This is a genomic window from Kribbella antibiotica (genome assembly GCF_004349055.1).
In the GTDB taxonomy this organism is placed as follows: Bacteria; Actinomycetota; Actinomycetes; order Propionibacteriales; family Kribbellaceae; genus Kribbella; species Kribbella antibiotica.
Genome location: NZ_SMKX01000186.1, coordinates 1 through 15,969, shown reverse-complemented (window position 1 = coordinate 15,969; position 15,969 = coordinate 1). Strand labels below are relative to the sequence as shown.

Annotated in this window: 13 protein-coding genes; 9 read left to right on the top strand and 4 right to left on the bottom strand. The window is 66.8% G+C overall.

What is annotated here, in order from left to right; all coding sequences use genetic code 11:
- Nucleotides 1-634: 634 nt before the first annotated feature.
- Nucleotides 635-1,390: a class I SAM-dependent methyltransferase gene (locus tag E1263_RS37525; protein WP_132176341.1), complete on the top strand. Its 756-nt coding sequence runs from the start codon at nucleotides 635-637 to the stop codon at nucleotides 1,388-1,390.
- Between the two features lie 113 nt (nucleotides 1,391-1,503).
- Here E1263_RS37525 and E1263_RS37520 read toward each other — a convergent pair whose 3' ends face one another.
- Both E1263_RS37520 and E1263_RS37515 read right to left on the bottom strand, forming a co-directional pair.
- The gene (locus E1263_RS37520) at nucleotides 1,504-2,745 is read right to left on the bottom strand and encodes an MFS transporter (RefSeq protein ID WP_132176339.1); all 1,242 of its coding nucleotides are present in this window, start codon (nucleotides 2,743-2,745) and stop codon (nucleotides 1,504-1,506) included.
- Nucleotides 2,745-4,160, bottom strand: coding sequence for an FAD-dependent oxidoreductase (locus E1263_RS37515; RefSeq protein ID WP_238161912.1), 1,416 nt, complete (start codon nucleotides 4,158-4,160; stop codon nucleotides 2,745-2,747). Before E1263_RS37515 ends, E1263_RS37520 begins: the two co-directional genes overlap by 1 nt.
- Before the next feature lie 89 nt (nucleotides 4,161-4,249).
- On the opposite strand from E1263_RS37515, the gene E1263_RS37510 reads away from it, so the two are divergent.
- Genes E1263_RS37510 through E1263_RS37495 form a run of 4 tightly spaced genes read left to right on the top strand, consistent with a single transcriptional unit; the run spans nucleotide 4,250 to nucleotide 6,823 of the window.
- Complete coding sequence (locus E1263_RS37510) at nucleotides 4,250-4,615, top strand: ArsR/SmtB family transcription factor (protein ID WP_132176337.1); 366 nt, start codon at nucleotides 4,250-4,252, stop codon at nucleotides 4,613-4,615.
- Between the two features lie 50 nt (nucleotides 4,616-4,665).
- On the top strand, nucleotides 4,666-5,316 hold the full coding sequence (locus tag E1263_RS37505) for an arsenate reductase/protein-tyrosine-phosphatase family protein (protein WP_132176335.1): 651 nt from the start codon (nucleotides 4,666-4,668) through the stop codon (nucleotides 5,314-5,316).
- The gene (arsB, locus tag E1263_RS37500; protein ID WP_132176333.1) at nucleotides 5,313-6,392 is read left to right on the top strand and encodes an ACR3 family arsenite efflux transporter; all 1,080 of its coding nucleotides are present in this window, start codon (nucleotides 5,313-5,315) and stop codon (nucleotides 6,390-6,392) included. Before E1263_RS37505 ends, arsB begins: the two co-directional genes overlap by 4 nt.
- A gap of 11 nt (nucleotides 6,393-6,403) precedes the next feature.
- On the top strand, nucleotides 6,404-6,823 hold the full coding sequence (locus E1263_RS37495; protein ID WP_132176331.1) for an arsenate reductase ArsC: 420 nt from the start codon (nucleotides 6,404-6,406) through the stop codon (nucleotides 6,821-6,823).
- A 72-nt stretch (nucleotides 6,824-6,895) separates the two neighbouring features.
- On the opposite strand, the gene E1263_RS37490 is transcribed toward E1263_RS37495, so the two are convergent.
- Nucleotides 6,896-9,265: an immune inhibitor A domain-containing protein gene (locus E1263_RS37490; RefSeq protein ID WP_132176329.1), complete on the bottom strand. Its 2,370-nt coding sequence runs from the start codon at nucleotides 9,263-9,265 to the stop codon at nucleotides 6,896-6,898.
- A gap of 207 nt (nucleotides 9,266-9,472) precedes the next feature.
- Between E1263_RS37490 and macS the strand changes: the two genes are divergently transcribed.
- Nucleotides 9,473-10,594, top strand: a complete 1,122-nt coding sequence (gene macS / locus E1263_RS37485) for a MacS family sensor histidine kinase (RefSeq protein WP_132176327.1) — start codon at nucleotides 9,473-9,475, stop codon at nucleotides 10,592-10,594.
- On the top strand, nucleotides 10,591-11,226 hold the full coding sequence (locus E1263_RS37480) for a response regulator (RefSeq protein WP_132176325.1): 636 nt from the start codon (nucleotides 10,591-10,593) through the stop codon (nucleotides 11,224-11,226). The genes macS and E1263_RS37480 overlap by 4 nt, the downstream gene beginning before the upstream one ends.
- Before the next feature lie 27 nt (nucleotides 11,227-11,253).
- Here the strand turns inward: E1263_RS37480 and E1263_RS37475 are convergent, their stop codons facing one another.
- Nucleotides 11,254-12,426: a S8 family peptidase gene (locus tag E1263_RS37475; RefSeq protein WP_132176323.1), complete on the bottom strand. Its 1,173-nt coding sequence runs from the start codon at nucleotides 12,424-12,426 to the stop codon at nucleotides 11,254-11,256.
- Nucleotides 12,427-12,758: 332 nt separating this feature from the next.
- Between E1263_RS37475 and secD the strand changes: the two genes are divergently transcribed.
- Together secD and E1263_RS37465 are read left to right on the top strand one after the other, a co-directional pair.
- Nucleotides 12,759-15,065 (top strand): protein translocase subunit SecD, encoded by a 2,307-nt coding sequence (gene secD / locus E1263_RS37470; protein WP_132176321.1) that lies wholly within the window; start codon nucleotides 12,759-12,761, stop codon nucleotides 15,063-15,065.
- A 39-nt stretch (nucleotides 15,066-15,104) separates the two neighbouring features.
- Nucleotides 15,105-15,896, top strand: a complete 792-nt coding sequence (locus tag E1263_RS37465; RefSeq protein ID WP_132176319.1) for a DMT family transporter — start codon at nucleotides 15,105-15,107, stop codon at nucleotides 15,894-15,896.
- Nucleotides 15,897-15,969: the final 73 nt, after the last annotated feature.

Below are 15,969 nucleotides of genomic sequence, written 5' to 3'. Positions count from 1 at the left end.
CCCCCACCCCTACCCCCAGCCAATCGGCCGGCCGACTGTCCGGCCACCCCTGGCTTCGGTCATCCTCGCCGCGTTCAGGACCATGCATGGCGCTGACCTGCGACGACGCTTGTTCGAGCGGGCGAGCTGAGGCACTAATGGGGCCGGGTTCTGGTTGGCTGGGGCGGACCTGCACCACCGTCTAAGTGCGTTTTTGAGCCGTTAGGCGCGGCGGGCTGAGCGTGAGCCGGGCGAGTCCCGCAGAGTTGGACGGTGATGGGGGTCCGCCGGCCCCTCACAATTGGCGCTCGCGGCTGGTTGCCCACCTGCGAGCGCGGGTGCTGGTCGATTGTGATGGCGTGGGCGTCCGGTGGCGCCGGGTGGTGTACCGCCGGACGGGTAGTGGTTGGTCCAATGGTGAGTCGTGCCGCGTGCTGACGCCTTCGGTGACGGAATTCTGGGGGGCCACTACCCGTTGGTCGGTACGCCGGATCTGCGCCACTGATCAAGCCGGCTCCGGGCAGTTGGCCGGTGCTCGGCTTAGCGTGCCGGACCGTCCGGAGAACGACTTGGTCAGTGCTGGCGATCCGCGGTCGGGCCGGGGCTAGGGCCGCCTCGAACGCCAGCAGGTCTTTCGGTCGATAGGATCGGGGAGATGGTGGACTACGACGGTCGGCTGCATCGGGTTTATGCCCAAGGACGCGCGCTCCCCGCGAGCAGCCTCGACAGCTGGATGCGGACCGCTGCCGGATTCGTGCCTCCCGCCCGCCCACTGACGGTTCTCGATCTCGGTTGCGGTATCGGTCGTTTCACGCCGGCGCTGGCCGAGACATTCGGCGGTCCTGTGTACGGCGTTGAGCCGTCGACCGCGATGCTGCAACAGGCGGTCGAGCACGCGGCCCATCCCGAAGTGAGCTACCGGGAAGGCTCCGCCGCGGCGGTCCCGCTGCCTGACGAGTCCTGCGATCTGATTTGGCTCTTCCTTACTCTCCATCACTGGTCTGACCCGCTCCAGGGCCTTCGCGAGGTCAGGCGAGTGCTACGCCCAGGCGGCACGGTCATCCTCCGCACCCAGTTCGGCGACCGGATGCCTGACCTGTATTGGTACCGCTACTTCCCGAACGCGAGCCGGGTCGATGCCGCGATGTACCTGTCTCTCGACGAGCTCCGGTCGCTGGTTGCCCGAGCCGGTCTGCTGGCCGAGGGTGAGCCGCGCTGGGTCGACATCCAGGAGGTGCAGACGATGCAGGCGATGTACGACCGACTGAAGCTGCGGGCCTTCTCCACGTTCGAGCACCTCGCCGCCGAAGAGCTGGACCGTGGTTTCGCCGAGTTTGAGCGGGACGCCGCCGCAGATCAAGACCGAGAGGTTCCGGCCGTTCCCGCGGGCGTCCTGCTGCTCAGGCGATAGCAAGCGCGCCAGGCAGGACTCGCAACTGCGTCCAACGGATGAGAAGTCGAGAACATCAGCCCTGGTCATGTCGGGGGCACCAAACCTCATCTGCCCTTCGCACCGGGAGTTGGTTACCCAGTCATTGTCATGGGCGCAGGGTGAAGCAGCCGGTGCGTCACGACCAAGGCTGCGCCGGAGAGAAGGCAGCCGCCTGCTGCGGTCAGGATGAGTGGCGTGTAGCCGAAGACGGTGGCCAAGGCAGCGGCTGCGAGTGGGGCGGTTGCCCCGGCAATGCTCGTGGGTGTGCCGAGGATTCCCGCGATGGTGGCATAGCCGTGGTCGCCGTACCGGTCCAGGATGATGGCGGGTTTGGCGATGGAGGCGACGCCGAAGCCGAGTCCGAAGACGGTCAGGCAGGCGGCGGCTCCGAGAGTGCTGTGGCCTGCTGCGGGGAGTAGCGCGAGGGCGGTGCCTTGGAGGGTGATGATGACGGCGCTGATGGCGGTCATCGGAAGCCGGCGCCGGAGGATGGTGACGGTGATGCGGCCGGTGACCGAGAGCAGGCCGAGCAGTCCGGCGAGCGTGGCGGCAACGGTCGGCTTGTGGCCAAGGCGCGTCAGGTAGGTGACCAGGTGGACGCCGATGACGGCCAGGGCGCCGGTGTGCAGGACGAAGGCGGTTGCGAGTAGCCAGAATCCGGGGTCGCGGAGGACGCGGCCAGCTGGCTGACGGGGTCGGCTTGTCTCAGATGGTGCGGCGGCTGGCCGGGTATGCCGGAGTGCGAACGCGTGTAGCGGGATCGTGGCGACGGCGATGATGCAGGCCAGAATGACGAGGGTGTGGCGCCAGCCGTAGGCGTGGATGAGTTGGCCGGTCAGGGGGATGAAGATCGAACTGGCGAACCCAGCAACCAAGGTGATGCTTAACAACGCAGTCGTTCGCTTCTCGGGCGCCGTCGTCGCAACGATCACTGCGAAGGCTGGCGGGTAGAGAACCATGGCCGAAGCGAGGCCGATCGCGACGAAGACGGCGTACAGCTGAGCTGCGCTGTCGGTCCGCGACCAGAGCAGCACGGAGACTGCGGCGAGGATCGACCCGGCGGTCATTAGAGCGTGCCCGCCGTACCGGTCGAGCCAGCGACCGACAGGGATGGACAGTACGGCGGCGGTGAGTGCGGAGGTGGTGAGTGCGCCGGTGGCTGTGGTGGTGGAGATGTGCAGCTCGGCGCGCATCGGTTCGAGCAGTGCGCTGAAGGCGTAGTACAGAACGCCGTACCCGATGGTCGTGGTGATCGCGAGGGCCGCGACGACCTCACGGCGAATGCCTCCACGGCCAGCAACAGATTGTCTGGTCGTGGAGGCATCGGCGGACATCAGTTGCAGCAGCCCGACTGCTTGGGTGCGCTGCTGTCGATCACAGTCAGAAGGCCGCCGCTGATCCCGGTAGCGAGCCCTCGACCGGCCGGTGCCGTGATCGCTTCGGCCTGGGGCGCTGGGCCGCAGCAGCCGCCGCCGGTTGCCTCGTCCTCGGGGAACGCGAGGTTCGAGGAGCACACGCCGGTTTCAGGCAGGTCCAGCTGGACGTCGCGGGCTGCCTCCCAGTCACCGGCAAGCGCGGCGACGATCGAGCGGGCCTGCTCGTAGCCGGTCGCCAACAGGAAGGTCGGAGCGCGGCCGTAGGACTTCGCGCCGATCGCGTAGTAGCCCGGTTCGGGGTGGGTGAGTTCGTCGACGCCGTGCGGCGGCACGGTGCCGCACGAGTGCCGGTTCGGGTCAATGAGCGGCGCGAGCGCACGCGTCGAACCCATGATCGAGTCAAGGTCGAGACGCAGTTCGGCGACCATGTCGTGGTCGGGGCGGAAGCCCGTCGAGTTCACGACGGTGTCCACGACGATGCGCTGGTCACCGGAGACAAGCTCCACCCGGCCGTCAGCGGTCGGCGCCAGCTCCTCGGTCCGGAAACCGCTCACTAGCGTCACGTGACCCGACCGGACCAGCTTCTTGAGTCGCGTGCCCAGTGCGCCTCGGGCCGGGAGTTCGTCGGCCTCGCCGCCGCCGTACGTGCGTGCCTGGTCAGTGCCACGCACGACCCACAACACCTCCGTCCCCGGTACCTCGCCGGCCAGCTCGCCCAGCTCCAGCAAGGTCGTCGACGCCGAGTGCCCCGCACCCAGGACCGCCGTACGGCGTCCTGCGAACCGCTCACGGTCCCGGCCCAGTACGTCGGGCAGCGCGTGGGCGATGTGGTCCGCGGCGACCGCTTCACCGCGGGCGGGGATACCGGAGCCGCCGAGCACGTTCGGGCGCCGCCAGGTCCCGGCTGCGTCGATCACCGCGGACGCCAGCAGTTCGCTGCCATCGGCGAGACGGATCAGAAACGGCACCTTCTCGCGACCGTCCGTGCGGACACGGTCGTATCCGGCCCGAGTGATCGCGACGACATCGGCGCCGTACCGGATCCGGTCGGTCAGCTGCGGAGTCTTGGTCAAGGGTTCCAGGTAGGAATCGATCAGGTCGCCACCCGTGGGCAGCGAGCCAAGGTCCGGCTCACTCCAGCCGCCAGCCTGCTCCAAGAGCCGCCGCGCCGCTGAGTCGATGTCGTAGCGCCACGGGCTGAATAGCTTCACGTGTCGCCATTCCTCGATCGCCGCCGCGACTCCGGGCCCTGATTCCAGCACCAGGAAGTCGACTCCACGCTCGGCCAGATGTGCGGCGGCGGCCAGACCCACCGGACCCGCACCGATCACCACAACCGGTCCCTCCGGGGCCGTCACGTTCTGCTCACTCACGATCGCTCTCCCAACACCACTATGTAGAAGTTCATCTAATCAGCGATGCCCACCTTGCATCTTGCTTAGACAGAAGTCAAGATAGACGCATGTCGAAACAACGGGACGAGGCGGCGAACCGCGGAGGCGGGTGCTGCACCCCGATCTCGGTGGCCCCGCTGGACGAGGCGGCAGCCACTGAGGGCGCGGCTGCCTTCAAGGCACTGGCCGATCCGATCCGGCTGCGACTGATGTCGATCATCGCTTCGGCCGGTCAGGAAGTCTGCGTCTGCGACATCACGCCACACTTCAACGTGTCCGGCCCGACGATCTCCCATCACCTCCGGGTACTGCGCGAGTCCGGTCTCGTCGACTGCGAGCGGCGCGGTACTTGGGTCTACTACTGGCCCATTCCCGCCCGGCTGGAGTGGATCTCGCGGCTGCTGTCCGTCCCGGAAGCATCCCTGAGCAGCTAGCACCAGTCGCCACCGGAACCCGCTTGAACTGCCCGACGGGAGATTTCGTCATGCCTTCATCCGCTGAAGAACTGGCCCTGCTCGATACCGACATGGTGCTTGGTCGCGCCGCTGAACGATTGGCCGACAAGTACGCCGGGGTCTTCGGACCCGAGACCGTCGACCGCGTCGTCCACGAGTCGTACGTCGCCTTGTTCCGCACCGCGAGAATCCAGCGGCACCTGCCCGCTCTGGCCGAGCACTTTGCCTCCGACCGGCTCGCGGCCTTGGCCCACGCCAAGGGTGCGATCGTCAGCCCGACACCGCAGGTGCTGTTCCTGTGTGTGGCCAACGCGGGCCGATCCCAGATGGCGGCGGCCTTGCTGCAACACCATGCCGCAGGCCGCGTGACCGTCCGCTCGGCCGGTTCCCACCCCGCCGGCGGTATCGAGGACCCGGCTGCACAGGTGCTGGCCGAACTCGGGCTGGACCTCACCGAGGCTTACCCCAAGCCGTTGACAGACGACGTCGTTCGCGCTGCCGATGTTGTGGTGACCATGGGTTGCGGCGACGCGTGCCCGGTACTGCCAGGCAAGCGCTACTACGACTGGCCTATCGCCGATCCTGCCCACCAGCCACTCGACGTCGTGCGCGGGATCCGCGACGACATCGACTCCCGCGTCCTGGCCCTGCTCAACGAACTGACCGGAGACACTGCATGACCGACACCGTTGACCGCAGTACGGCTTTGCCGGTCACCAAGCAACTCTCGTTCCTCGATCGCTACCTCGCGGTCTGGATCATCGTTGCCATGGGCATCGGCCTGCTGCTCGGCCGGATCATCCCTGGTCTCGACGATGCACTCGACGCGGTCAAGGTCGGGTCGGTCAGCCTGCCGATCGCCATCGGCCTCTTGCTGATGATGTACCCGGTGCTCGCCAAAGTCCGCTACACCGAGACCGCCCGCGTCACCGGCGACCGCAAACTACTCATCTCGTCGCTGGTGCTGAACTGGATCATCGGTCCGGCGCTGATGTTCGCCCTGGCCTGGCTGCTGCTTCCGGACCTGCCGGAGTACCGCACCGGGCTGATCATCGTCGGGCTGGCCAGGTGTATCGCGATGGTGCTGATCTGGAACGACCTGTCCTGCGGAGACCGCGAAGCGGCCGCCGTACTGGTTGCGATCAACTCCGTCTTCCAGATCGTCGCTTTCGCAGCCCTCGGCTGGTTCTATCTGCAGACCCTGCCGGGCTGGCTCGGCCTGGCGACCACCAGCGCCGAGTTCTCCATCGGCGCCATCGCCATCAGTGTGCTGGTCTTCCTCGGCATCCCACTACTGGCCGGCTACCTCACCCGCACGATCGGCGAGAAGACCAAGGGCCGGGACTGGTACGAGAACGCGTTCCTGCCCAAGATCGGGCCCGTCGCGCTCTACGGTTTGCTGTTCACGATCGTCATGCTCTTCGCGCTCCAAGGCGACGCGATCACCAGCCAGCCACTCGACGTCGTACGCATCGCTCTGCCACTGCTGGCCTACTTCATCCTGATGTTCGGTGGATCGTTTCTGCTCGGCCATCGCCTCGGACTCGGTTACGAGAAGACCGCCACCCTTGCCTTCACCGCGGCCGGCAACAACTTCGAACTCGCGATTGCTGTTGCCATCGGCACCTTCGGAGTCACCTCCGGCCAAGCCCTCGCCGGAGTCGTTGGCCCCCTCATTGAAGTACCTGTCCTCGTCGGGCTGGTCTACGTGTCCCTGTGGGCCAAGCGCCGCTTCTACCCAGCAACCACCAGCTAGGAGTCCCTGTCGTGTCCGAAACCCCTGAGGTCTTGTTCGTCTGCGTCCACAATGCCGGCCGCTCACAGATGGCCGCAGCACTCCTCGACCACCACGGTGCCGGTCGCGTCGTCGTACGGTCAGCCGGTTCCCAGCCCGCCGACCAGCTCAACCCAGCAGTCGTCGAAGCGATGGCAGAGCTCGGCCTCGACATCTCCAAGGAATTCCCCAAGCCACTGACCGAGGACGCCGTCAAAGCCTCCGACGTCGTCATCACCATGGGCTGCGGCGACGAATGCCCCTACTTCCCCGGCAAGCGCTACCTCGACTGGAAACTCGAAGACCCCGCCGGGCAAGGCATCGACGCCGTACGCCCCATCCGCGACGAGATCGACACCCGAGTCCAAGCGCTCCTCGCCGAACTCCTCGCCCCCGCTCAACCAACTGCCTAAAACGACGTGGTCGCCGCAACTCCTCCGATCGAGGTGTGGCGACGACCACGTGCTGTTCTTCAGGTCAGGCGACTACTTGCGCTTGGAGACCTGGACCTTGATGGAGGTCCCGGTACGCGAGACGACCTTGATGTTGACGCCGTTGTTCGGCACCTTCACACCGGCCATCGGCTGCTCGGCGAACCAGAACGGCTTGGAGTCGTTGAACGTCGCGACTCCGTTCTGGCCGCGGATGTAGTTCGGGTTGCCGTTGATGTGCAGGGTGACGTTGTCGGCCTTCTCGGTGCCGAACGGAGCGTCGTACCCGCCGACCCGCGGCCGCCAGAGCTGGCCGTCGAGGCGGTTGATCGGGACCGGGTGGCTGTCGACCGGCAGCACCAGACCCTCACCGGGGTGCTCGTTGGTGTTGTTGTCCTCCTGCGAGGTGTCCCAGTACCAGACCAGCAGGCCGTCCTGGTAGGGGAAGTGCTCGACCTTGTCCGGCGCCGTGTTGGCGAAGCCGAAGTTGTACGGGCCGGTCTTCAGGTTCGCGTCGTAGTCGACGTAGTTGATGTGCGACGCGAGGTAGTAGTTGTCGTGCTGGCTCGTGTACGACGCTCCGACCGTGCTGAAGCCGTTGAGCGTCCAGCCGTCCGGTGTGGTCTCGCCACCCGAGTTGAGCACCGTCGTGGCGCCCGAGGTCACCTTGATCTCGTCGGCGAAGAAGCCCAGTTCGGCGGCAGCCGGGTCGGTGGTGTAGCGGAACTGCAGGCCGATCGTCTTGCCGGCGTACGCCGACAGGTCGAAGGTTGCCGGGACCCAGCCGTTGCTCTTGCCGTCGATGCCGTTGCCTTCGGCGGCGTTGGTGATGCTGCCGGCGATCGGCTTGTAGCCGGTGCCGTCGTTCACCTCGACGTAGGCGTAGTCACAGGCGACGTTGCCACAGTCCTCGATCGACCAGTTGGCCTGGAAGGTGAGGCTTGCTGCCGCACCGGCCGGTACGGCGACCTGACGGTTCATCGTGTGCGTGAACTGGTTGCCCTGACCACTCCACCAGGACTTCGCCCCGGCGGCCGGTGCGACCAGCTCGTGCGTGACCGACTTCTTCGGCAGCGTCACGACCAGGCCCTGGGCCTTCTTGGAGTTGTACTCGTGCGGTCCGAGCTCCAGCGTGCGGTTCTGACCGGCGGCCACGATCTCGTAGTCCAGCCAGCCCAGCTGCATCTTGTCCCAGGCGCCCATGTCGGCCGCCTGCTCGCCGATACCGCCGTCGGTGGCCTTGGAGACCCGGCTCTGCGCCATGATCGTCCACCAGTTGACGCTGTTCTCGATCGCCGGGCCGGAGGTGTCGTAGTGGTCCGGCAGGCCGAGGTCGTGGCCGAACTCGTGCGCGAAGACGCTGATCCCGCCGTTCTCCGGCTGGATCGTGTAGTCCGAGACCCACAGACCGGTGTCACCGATCTGCGAACCACCGTTGGGGTTCGTGGCCGGACCACCCGGGTACTGCACCGACCAGCGGTGCGACCAGACGGCGTCCTCACCCTGCCACGGGTCACCGTCGGCCTGGTCGCCACCGGCGTGCACGATCTGGAAGTGGTCGATGTAGCCGTCGGGCTCGTTGAAGTTGCCGTCACCGTCGAAGTCGTAGCGGTCCCAGACGTCGAACGACTTCAGGTCGGCCTTGATCTGCGCGGTGGTGCGGCCCTTGGCCTTCTGGTCGGCAACCCACTGGTTGACCGAGTCCGTGACCAGCGCCCAGACGTTGTTGCAGTTGTTGCCTCCACACGGGTCGCCGTTGGAGCGGCCGTAGCGGGCCTCGTTGTACTTGACCTTCACCCAATCGGTGACGGTGCCGTCGACGGTGTACCGGCCGGACGACTGCTTCTCGTAGTACTTCTTGACCGAGTTGCCCTTGCCGAAGTACAGGTTCTGGAAGTACTTCTGGCTGTAGTCGGCCTGCCAGACGGTGCTGTTGTCGACCGCGCGGTCGGGCTCCGGGATCGCGTTGTGCAGCGGTCCGTCCCAGGTTGCCGGGCCCGGGAAGTTCGGGCTGGTGTCCTTGTCGGGGAAGTTCGGGTGCCGCTCGTTGCCGAACTCGGCCAGTACGACGAAGATCTTGTCGCTCTTCTCGCGGCTCAGCTCGACGTACTGGTCGACCTTGCCGGACTTGTTCTTGACCCCCTTGGCGCCTGCGGCCTTGGTGCCGAGCTTCACGACCTGGCTGCCGTTGCGGACCTCCGGCTTGGCCGAGCCGTTCAGCACCTTGGTGAGTGCCTCCTGGCGCAAGTCGCGGCGCTTGTCCTCGAGCGAGTTGGGCAGCTCGTCCGGTCCGGGTGCCACTTCACTGGCAACCGGTCCCGAACTCTGTGTGGACGGCGACACGGCATTACCTGCCTGCGCCCATCCGATCCCGGCGGTGGCCGCCAAAGCCAGGCTGAACAGCCCAGCGGGTAGCTTGCGCACGATTCCCCTCCATGCTTCCTCGACGCGGCCGCGTGTGGTGACGCGGCGTGTTCAGAGCTCCCCCGAGCGTGTTTTGCGCGAGAGTACGGCGAAATCCGCGGGCTTCGGAAGCGGATGGCGGAAAAAACCGGGAAACCCACGGGGAAACCTGCGCTCTGAGTGGTCTTACTCATCCGCGACCGGGCCGGTTGTTGACAGACTGTGCCGGTGGAACGCGATCCGGACGACCTGTTGCAGCCGTTGTGGCGAGCGTTGGTCGTCTTCCGGGTGATCACCTTCGGGTTCGCCTGCTTCGGCGTCTGGACCCGCTGGGAAGGAATCGCGCGCCCGTCCGGCGCCATCCTGCAGTTGGCGATCATGGGCGTCTGGACGGTGCTCTCCTCGATCGGCTACAGCCAGCGCTGGGGCCGCCGCAACACCCGTGTCGGTTTCGTCGACCTGATCATCACGGCCGGCTGCATGTACGCCACGCTGCTCGCGCAGCCCCTGATCGACATCCGCGGCGGTGCGTCCGTGCTGACCTCGGTCTGGGCAGCCGGCCCGGTTCTGGCGCTGGCAATCTCACGTGGTCGCGATGGTGGGCTCCTGGGCGCAGTGACCATCAGCCTGGTGTTGCTGTCGCTGCGTGGCGTCGACAACGCGGCCAAGGCCCTCAGTAACGTGCAGCTCCTGCTCATCTCCGGACTGGTCGTCGGGTACGCCGCCTCTACGCTGAGGCGAGCCGGTGTCCGACTGCGTGCAGCAATCGCGGCAGAGAGCGCCACGGCCGAGCGCCTGCGGCTCAGTCGGTCGATCCACGACGGAGTGCTCCAAGTGCTCGCGCAGGTGCAGCGCCGCGGCCACTCGATCGGCGGTGAGGCAGTGGAGCTGGCCCAGCTGGCCGCTGAGCAAGAGGTCGCTTTGCGCTCGTTGATGTCCGCACGCCCCGTTGCCGCTGCGGGCGGTCTGACCGACCTGTGCAGCCAGTTGTTGCCACTGGCAACCACCAAGGTCGATGTGGTCGTCCCCGCCGTGCCAGTCCTGCTCCCGTCCACCACAGCCGACGAGCTGGTCGCTGCGGTCAAGGAGGCGCTCAGCAACGTGCGCAAGCACGCCGGCGGCGAGGCCCGCACATGGGTGGTGGTCGAGGACCTTGACGACCACGTGCTGGTGTCGATCCGCGACGATGGCGCCGGTACGACGCCTGCCGAGCTGGAGCAGGCCCGAGTCGACGGACGTCTCGGCGTGAGCCAGTCGATCCGCGGCCGCATCACCGACCTGGGTGGCACCGCCACCGTCCGCACTGCGCCAGGCGAAGGAACCGAGTGGGAGCTGAAGGTAAACCGATGACCAGAGTGATGATCGTCGACGACCACCCGATGTGGCGTGAGGGCGTGGCCCGGGACCTCGGCAGTCGCGGGTACGACGTCTGTGCGACAGCGCAGGATGTCGCCAGTGCGGTGAAGATCGCGCTGGCCACTCGACCAGATGTCGTGGTCATGGACCTGCAGTTGGGTGACGGTTCCGGGGTCGATGCGACGCGGGAGATCACCGCGGCACTCCCCGATACCCGTGTGCTCGTCCTGTCGGCCAGTGCGGAACAGAACGACGTACTGGCTGCGGTGAAGAACGGTGCGTCGGGCTATCTGGTGAAGTCGGCATCCCTGGAGGAGTTCGACGACGCTGTACGACGTACTGCTGAGGGGGACGCGGTTTTCAGCGCCGGGCTGGCCGGACTGCTGTTGGGGGAGTACCGGCGACTCGGGGCTGGTCCGGAGGTACCGCATCTGACCGAGCGGGAGACTGATGTGCTCCGGCTGGTCGCACGCGGGCTGACGGCCCGCCAGATCGCGACCCGGCTAGTGCTGTCGCACCGGACTGTGGAGAACCACGTGCAGAACACGCTGCGCAAGCTGCAACTGCACAACCGCGCCGAGCTGGTCCGCTATGCGATCGAGAACGGGATCGACGCCCCCGAGTAGTCCTCGGGGGCGCCAATCGCTGTTGTTTTACAGGCCGTTCGTGAAGAGCAGGCGGTTGACCGTACCGCCGGTGGCGCCACCGCTGACGATGTTCGGCGTCGCGGCGGACTCGATGTACGACTTCACCGTGGCCGGGCTGGCCGTGGTGTTCGTCTGCAGGTAGAGAGCAGCGACACCAGCGACGTGCGGCGTCGCCATCGAGGTGCCGCTCATCGGACCGGTGCCGCCGGTGCGCAGCGTGGAGATGATGTCCGTGCCGGGGGCGTAGACATCAACACAAGCGCCAGTGCTCGAGTACGACGCTCGTGCGTCGTTCCGCTCCGACGCTGCGACTACCAGCGCGGTCTCGATCTTGCGCGGCAGCCGGTCACAGGAGTTGGCGCCGGTGTTACCCGCCGACGCGGCCAGGAAGACACCGGAGTTGATCATGGCGCGCAGCGAGTTCTCCAGCGTGGTGTTCGCGCTGAAGTTCCACGAGGCGTTGGCCACGGCGGGCTTGACCGCGTTCCGCGTCACCCAGTCCACGGCCGCGATCGCGGAGGACGCCGTACCGCTGCCGTTGCAGTCCAGCCACTTCACACCGTGCAGCCGGACGTTCTTGGCCACGCCGTACGTCGTGGATCCGATCGTGCCGGCGACATGGGTGCCGTGGCCCATGCAGTCGGTGTTGTTGGCGTCGATGCCGTTGAAGTCGAACGTGGCGCGGCCGCCGAAGTTCGCGTGCGACGGGGTGATGCCGGTGTCGATGATGTAGGCGTGCACACCGGTGCCGGTGCGCGTGTAGGTGTAGGACGCCGACAGCGGCAGGTTGCGCTGGTCGATCCGGTCCAGGCCCCAGGTCGGGTTGGGCTGGGTGGTGTCGACAGCGTTCTCGATCCGCACGTCCTGCGAGATCGCCACCACCTCAGGGCTCTTCTGGAGCGTGCTGAGCTGGGCGGGGGTGAGCTTGGCGCTGAAACCGTTGACTGCGGTGCTGAATTGGCGCTGCGGCGTGATGCCGAGGCTGCTCTTCAGCTTCAAGCCCTTCTTCAGCTCGACGATGTAGGTGTCCTTGATGGCCGAGACGCCGGGCTCGGCCTTGGCGAGCTGGACGATGATCCGGTCCGGGGACGGGTCGGCCGCGCCGGCGGCGGTGGCAGTGGCGAGGGCGAGCGCGGGGGCCAGGCCCACGGCGAGAAGCAAGGAGACGGTACGACGCACGGGTTCCTCCTCAGGGAACTCAGATCACCCACCGGGGCGGAGGGGTGATCACCCTCGGTCCGCAGGCGGCTACGGATCCGGGGGTGAGGGAGAAGTTAGGCGGCGCTCACCTGACGCGTCAATCAGTTCTGCGGTGTGCTGATGTCATGGCACAGCGCTGCCGTGAGGTGTCCGCTTGTTCACCCCCGAGCCGTTCCTAGTCGCGACCCGGTCGCTTGTGAGATTGTTCGGACATCCCTTGAAACGTGTCCGTACACTGTGCGTTCCACGCTTGCCGTGACTGCTGTGCGTCACGACACCCGTACTGCGGGTGCCCATCCCCGGAGGCTGTAGTGAACCGGTCGTCCCTCGTCCGTGCCCTGCTGGCGCTCGTCGTCCTGGCACTGTCGACCTTCGTCGTCCTGACGGCGAAGCCCGAGCTCGGCCTCGATCTGCGCGGTGGCACGCAGATCGTGCTCGAGGCGAAGGACGCGCCGGGGGTGAAGGTCAACAGCGAGATCACCGACAAGGTGACCCAGGTGCTGCACCGCCGCGTCGACGCCCTCGGTGTCGCCGAGCCGAACGTGACCCGCCAGGGTGAGAACCGGATCATCGTCGAGCTGCCCGGCGTCCAGGACCCGCGCGAAGCCGCGAAGGTGGTCGGCAAGACCGCCCAGCTGACCTTCCACGAGGTGCTGAACGCGGCCGCCGAGAAGCCGGCCAAACCGGCCAAGGGCGATGTGTGGCTGCCCAACGAATCCGGTGGTGGCGGCGTCCTGCAGCTCTCCAAGCCGGTGATGACCGGTGAGCTCGTCAGCGGTGCCGACGGGATGATCGACCCGCAGCAGCCGGGCCAGGGCTGGTTCGTCCAGATGAAGTTCCAGGGTGACGGCGGCAAGATCTGGGCCAACGTCACCGGCAAGGCCGCCTGTGAGCCGGTGGGCACGCCCAAGCGGCAGGTCGCGATCGTCCTCGACAACGAGGTGATCACCGCCCCGCAGGTCGACCCGAACGGCGGCAGTCAGCTCTGCAAGGTCGGCATCGGCGGTGGCACCAGCACGATCAGCGGCACCTTCACCGAGAAGGAAGCCAAGGACCTGGCTGCCCTGATCGAGGGCGGCTCGCTGCCGGTCCCGGTCGAGATCATCGACCAGCGTTCGGTCGGACCGTCGCTGGGCAAGGACGCCATCCAGGCCAGCGCTGAAGCCGCGATCATCGGCCTCGGCCTGACCGCGATCTTCATCATCTTCGTCTACCGGCTGGTCGGGTTGATGGCCGTCCTCGGCCTCATCGGGTACGCCGGGATGTCGTACGCCGCTCTGACCGTGCTCGGCGCGACGTTGACGCTGCCCGGTCTGGCCGGCTTCGTGCTGGCGATCGGGATGGCGGTCGATGCGAATGTCCTGGTCTTCGAGCGAGCCCGAGAAGATCACATAGCCGGCCGGACCGATGGTCTGCGCCGATCGCTACGCAGCGGGTTCCAGAACGCGTTGTCCGCGATCGCGGACTCCAACATCACCACCCTGCTCGCGGCCGGTCTGCTGTTCTTCCTGGCGGCCGGGCCGGTGCGCGGATTCGGTGTCACGCTGAGCATTGGTGTGCTGGCTTCGCTGCTGTCCGCGCTCGTGGTCACGCGAGTGCTGGCCGAGTTCTTCGTCTCGCGCAAGTTCGTCCTGAAGCGCCCGGGTCTGAGCGGGATCGACGGACATGGGCGAGTGCGAGTCTGGCTCGAGACGCGGCGCCCGGCGCTCATGAATCACAGTCGGCGCTGGCTGACGATCAGCGTGGTTGTCATCGCGCTCGGTGTTGCAGGCGTCGTCGTACGGGGTCTGAATCTCGGGATCGAGTTCACCGGTGGCCGGCTGCTCGAGGTCAGCACCGCGCAGCCGATCTCGCCGGACCAGGCGCGCGCCGCCGTGGCCGACGCGGGGTATCCGACGGCCATCGTGCAGGCGACGGACAACGACAACGTCACCATCCGGACCGGGACGATCTCGGACGACGAGGCGGAGAAGGTTCGCGAATCCATCTCGCGCATCGGTGGTGGGACGGCCGAGCTGGTGCGCAACGAGGCAATTGGTCCGTCGCTCGGTGAAGAGCTGCGCAACAAGGGTCTGATCGCGCTCGGCATCGCCTTGCTCGCCCAGCTGGCGTACCTGGCGGCGCGGTTCCGCTGGACCTTCGGTGCGGGTGCTGTGCTCGCCCTGGTCCAGAACGTCGCGGTCGTGGTCGGTGTCTTCGCGTGGACCGGCAAGCCGGTCGACGGCATCTTCCTGGCCGCGATCCTGACCATCATCGGCTACACGGTGAACGACTCGGTCGTCGTCTTCGACCGGATCCGCGAGACCCGCAATGCCCGCTCCACCGAGAATCTCGGGCCGGTGATCGACACCGCGATCGTCAACGTCCTGCCGCGAACGGTCAACACGGGAATCTCGACGCTGTTCATCCTGTCGGCGTTGCTGGTGCTCGGCGGCGACTCGCTGGGTGACTTCTCACTGGCGCTGCTGCTCGGAATCCTGGTCGGTACCTACTCGTCCAACCTGACCGCCGCGCCACTGCTCCTCGAGCTCGAGCGTCGCTACCCGGCCCCGCCGCCGCGCCCGAAGCGCAAGCAGGTCGATCACGACACCGCGCCGGACCGCGGAGCCGTCGTCTAAGTAGACAGTGCCTACGGCGATCATGTAGACACTGTCTACATGATCGCCCTGGCGTTGCTGACCGCCTCCGCGTGCTGCCATGCCACGTGGAATCTGCTGATGAAGTCCGTCGGCTCCAAAGGCCCCGCCTTCATCTGGCTCTGCGGTCTCATCACCCTCCCGCTGTCCGTTGTTCTGCTTCTGCGTTCCTCGTCCGTGGCTTGGGGGCCGGCGCTCGTCAGCATGGCACTGCACACCTTGTACGCCGTCACTCTGCAGAAGGCGTACGCCGCCGCTGACTTCGCCACCGTCTATCCGGTCAGCCGCGGTACCGCGCCGGTCCTGATCACTCTCGCCGCGGGCGTCTTCACCTGGCAGACCTCTGTCGGAGCCCTGCTGGTGCTCGGCGGCGTTCTGTTGATGGACCGCCTGCATCGCGATCAGCCGCTGGCCCGAGGCATTCCGCTCGGACTCCTCGTCGCCGCTTGCACAGCGGCGTACACGTTGTGGGATGCCTACGCGATCGGCACACTGCACGCCGACCTGTTCACCTACCTTGCCGTCGGCAACGTCGCCCAAGCCGTCGTTCTGTCGGTCCTGGTCCGCGGTCGTCGCGCGGTGCTGGGGGAGTGGCGCCGAGCGCTCCCGATAGCCATCCTCACCCCGGCCAGCTACGGGCTGGTCCTGCTAGCCCTGTCTTACGCCTCCGTCACCACCGTGGCAGTAGGCCGCACCCTCAACGTCGTCATCGGTGCCCTGCTCGGCTTCGCCATCCTCCACGAACGAGTCACCCGAACCCGCCTGGCCGGCCTCACCGCAGTCGTCGCAGGCGTCGTACTGGTCAGCACTTAAAGACCAGTCCTCCTGCACGCGGCCACCAGCAACCCCGCCACCCGGCATGCCCTCATCGCACCCCACACCACCC

Bases quoted from the DNA above. Each gene is read 5' to 3' on its own strand.
- E1263_RS37525 (WP_132176341.1), top strand. From the start codon at position 635: ATGGTGGACTACGACGGTCGGCTGCATCGGGTTTATGCCCAAGGACGC.
- E1263_RS37520 (WP_132176339.1), bottom strand. From the start codon at position 2,745: ATGTCCGCCGATGCCTCCACGACCAGACAATCTGTTGCTGGCCGTGGA.
- E1263_RS37510 (WP_132176337.1), top strand. From the start codon at position 4,250: ATGTCGAAACAACGGGACGAGGCGGCGAACCGCGGAGGCGGGTGCTGC.
- E1263_RS37505 (WP_132176335.1), top strand. From the start codon at position 4,666: ATGCCTTCATCCGCTGAAGAACTGGCCCTGCTCGATACCGACATGGTG.
- arsB (WP_132176333.1), top strand. From the start codon at position 5,313: ATGACCGACACCGTTGACCGCAGTACGGCTTTGCCGGTCACCAAGCAA.
- E1263_RS37480 (WP_132176325.1), top strand. From the start codon at position 10,591: ATGACCAGAGTGATGATCGTCGACGACCACCCGATGTGGCGTGAGGGC.
- E1263_RS37465 (WP_132176319.1), top strand. From the start codon at position 15,105: ATGATCGCCCTGGCGTTGCTGACCGCCTCCGCGTGCTGCCATGCCACG.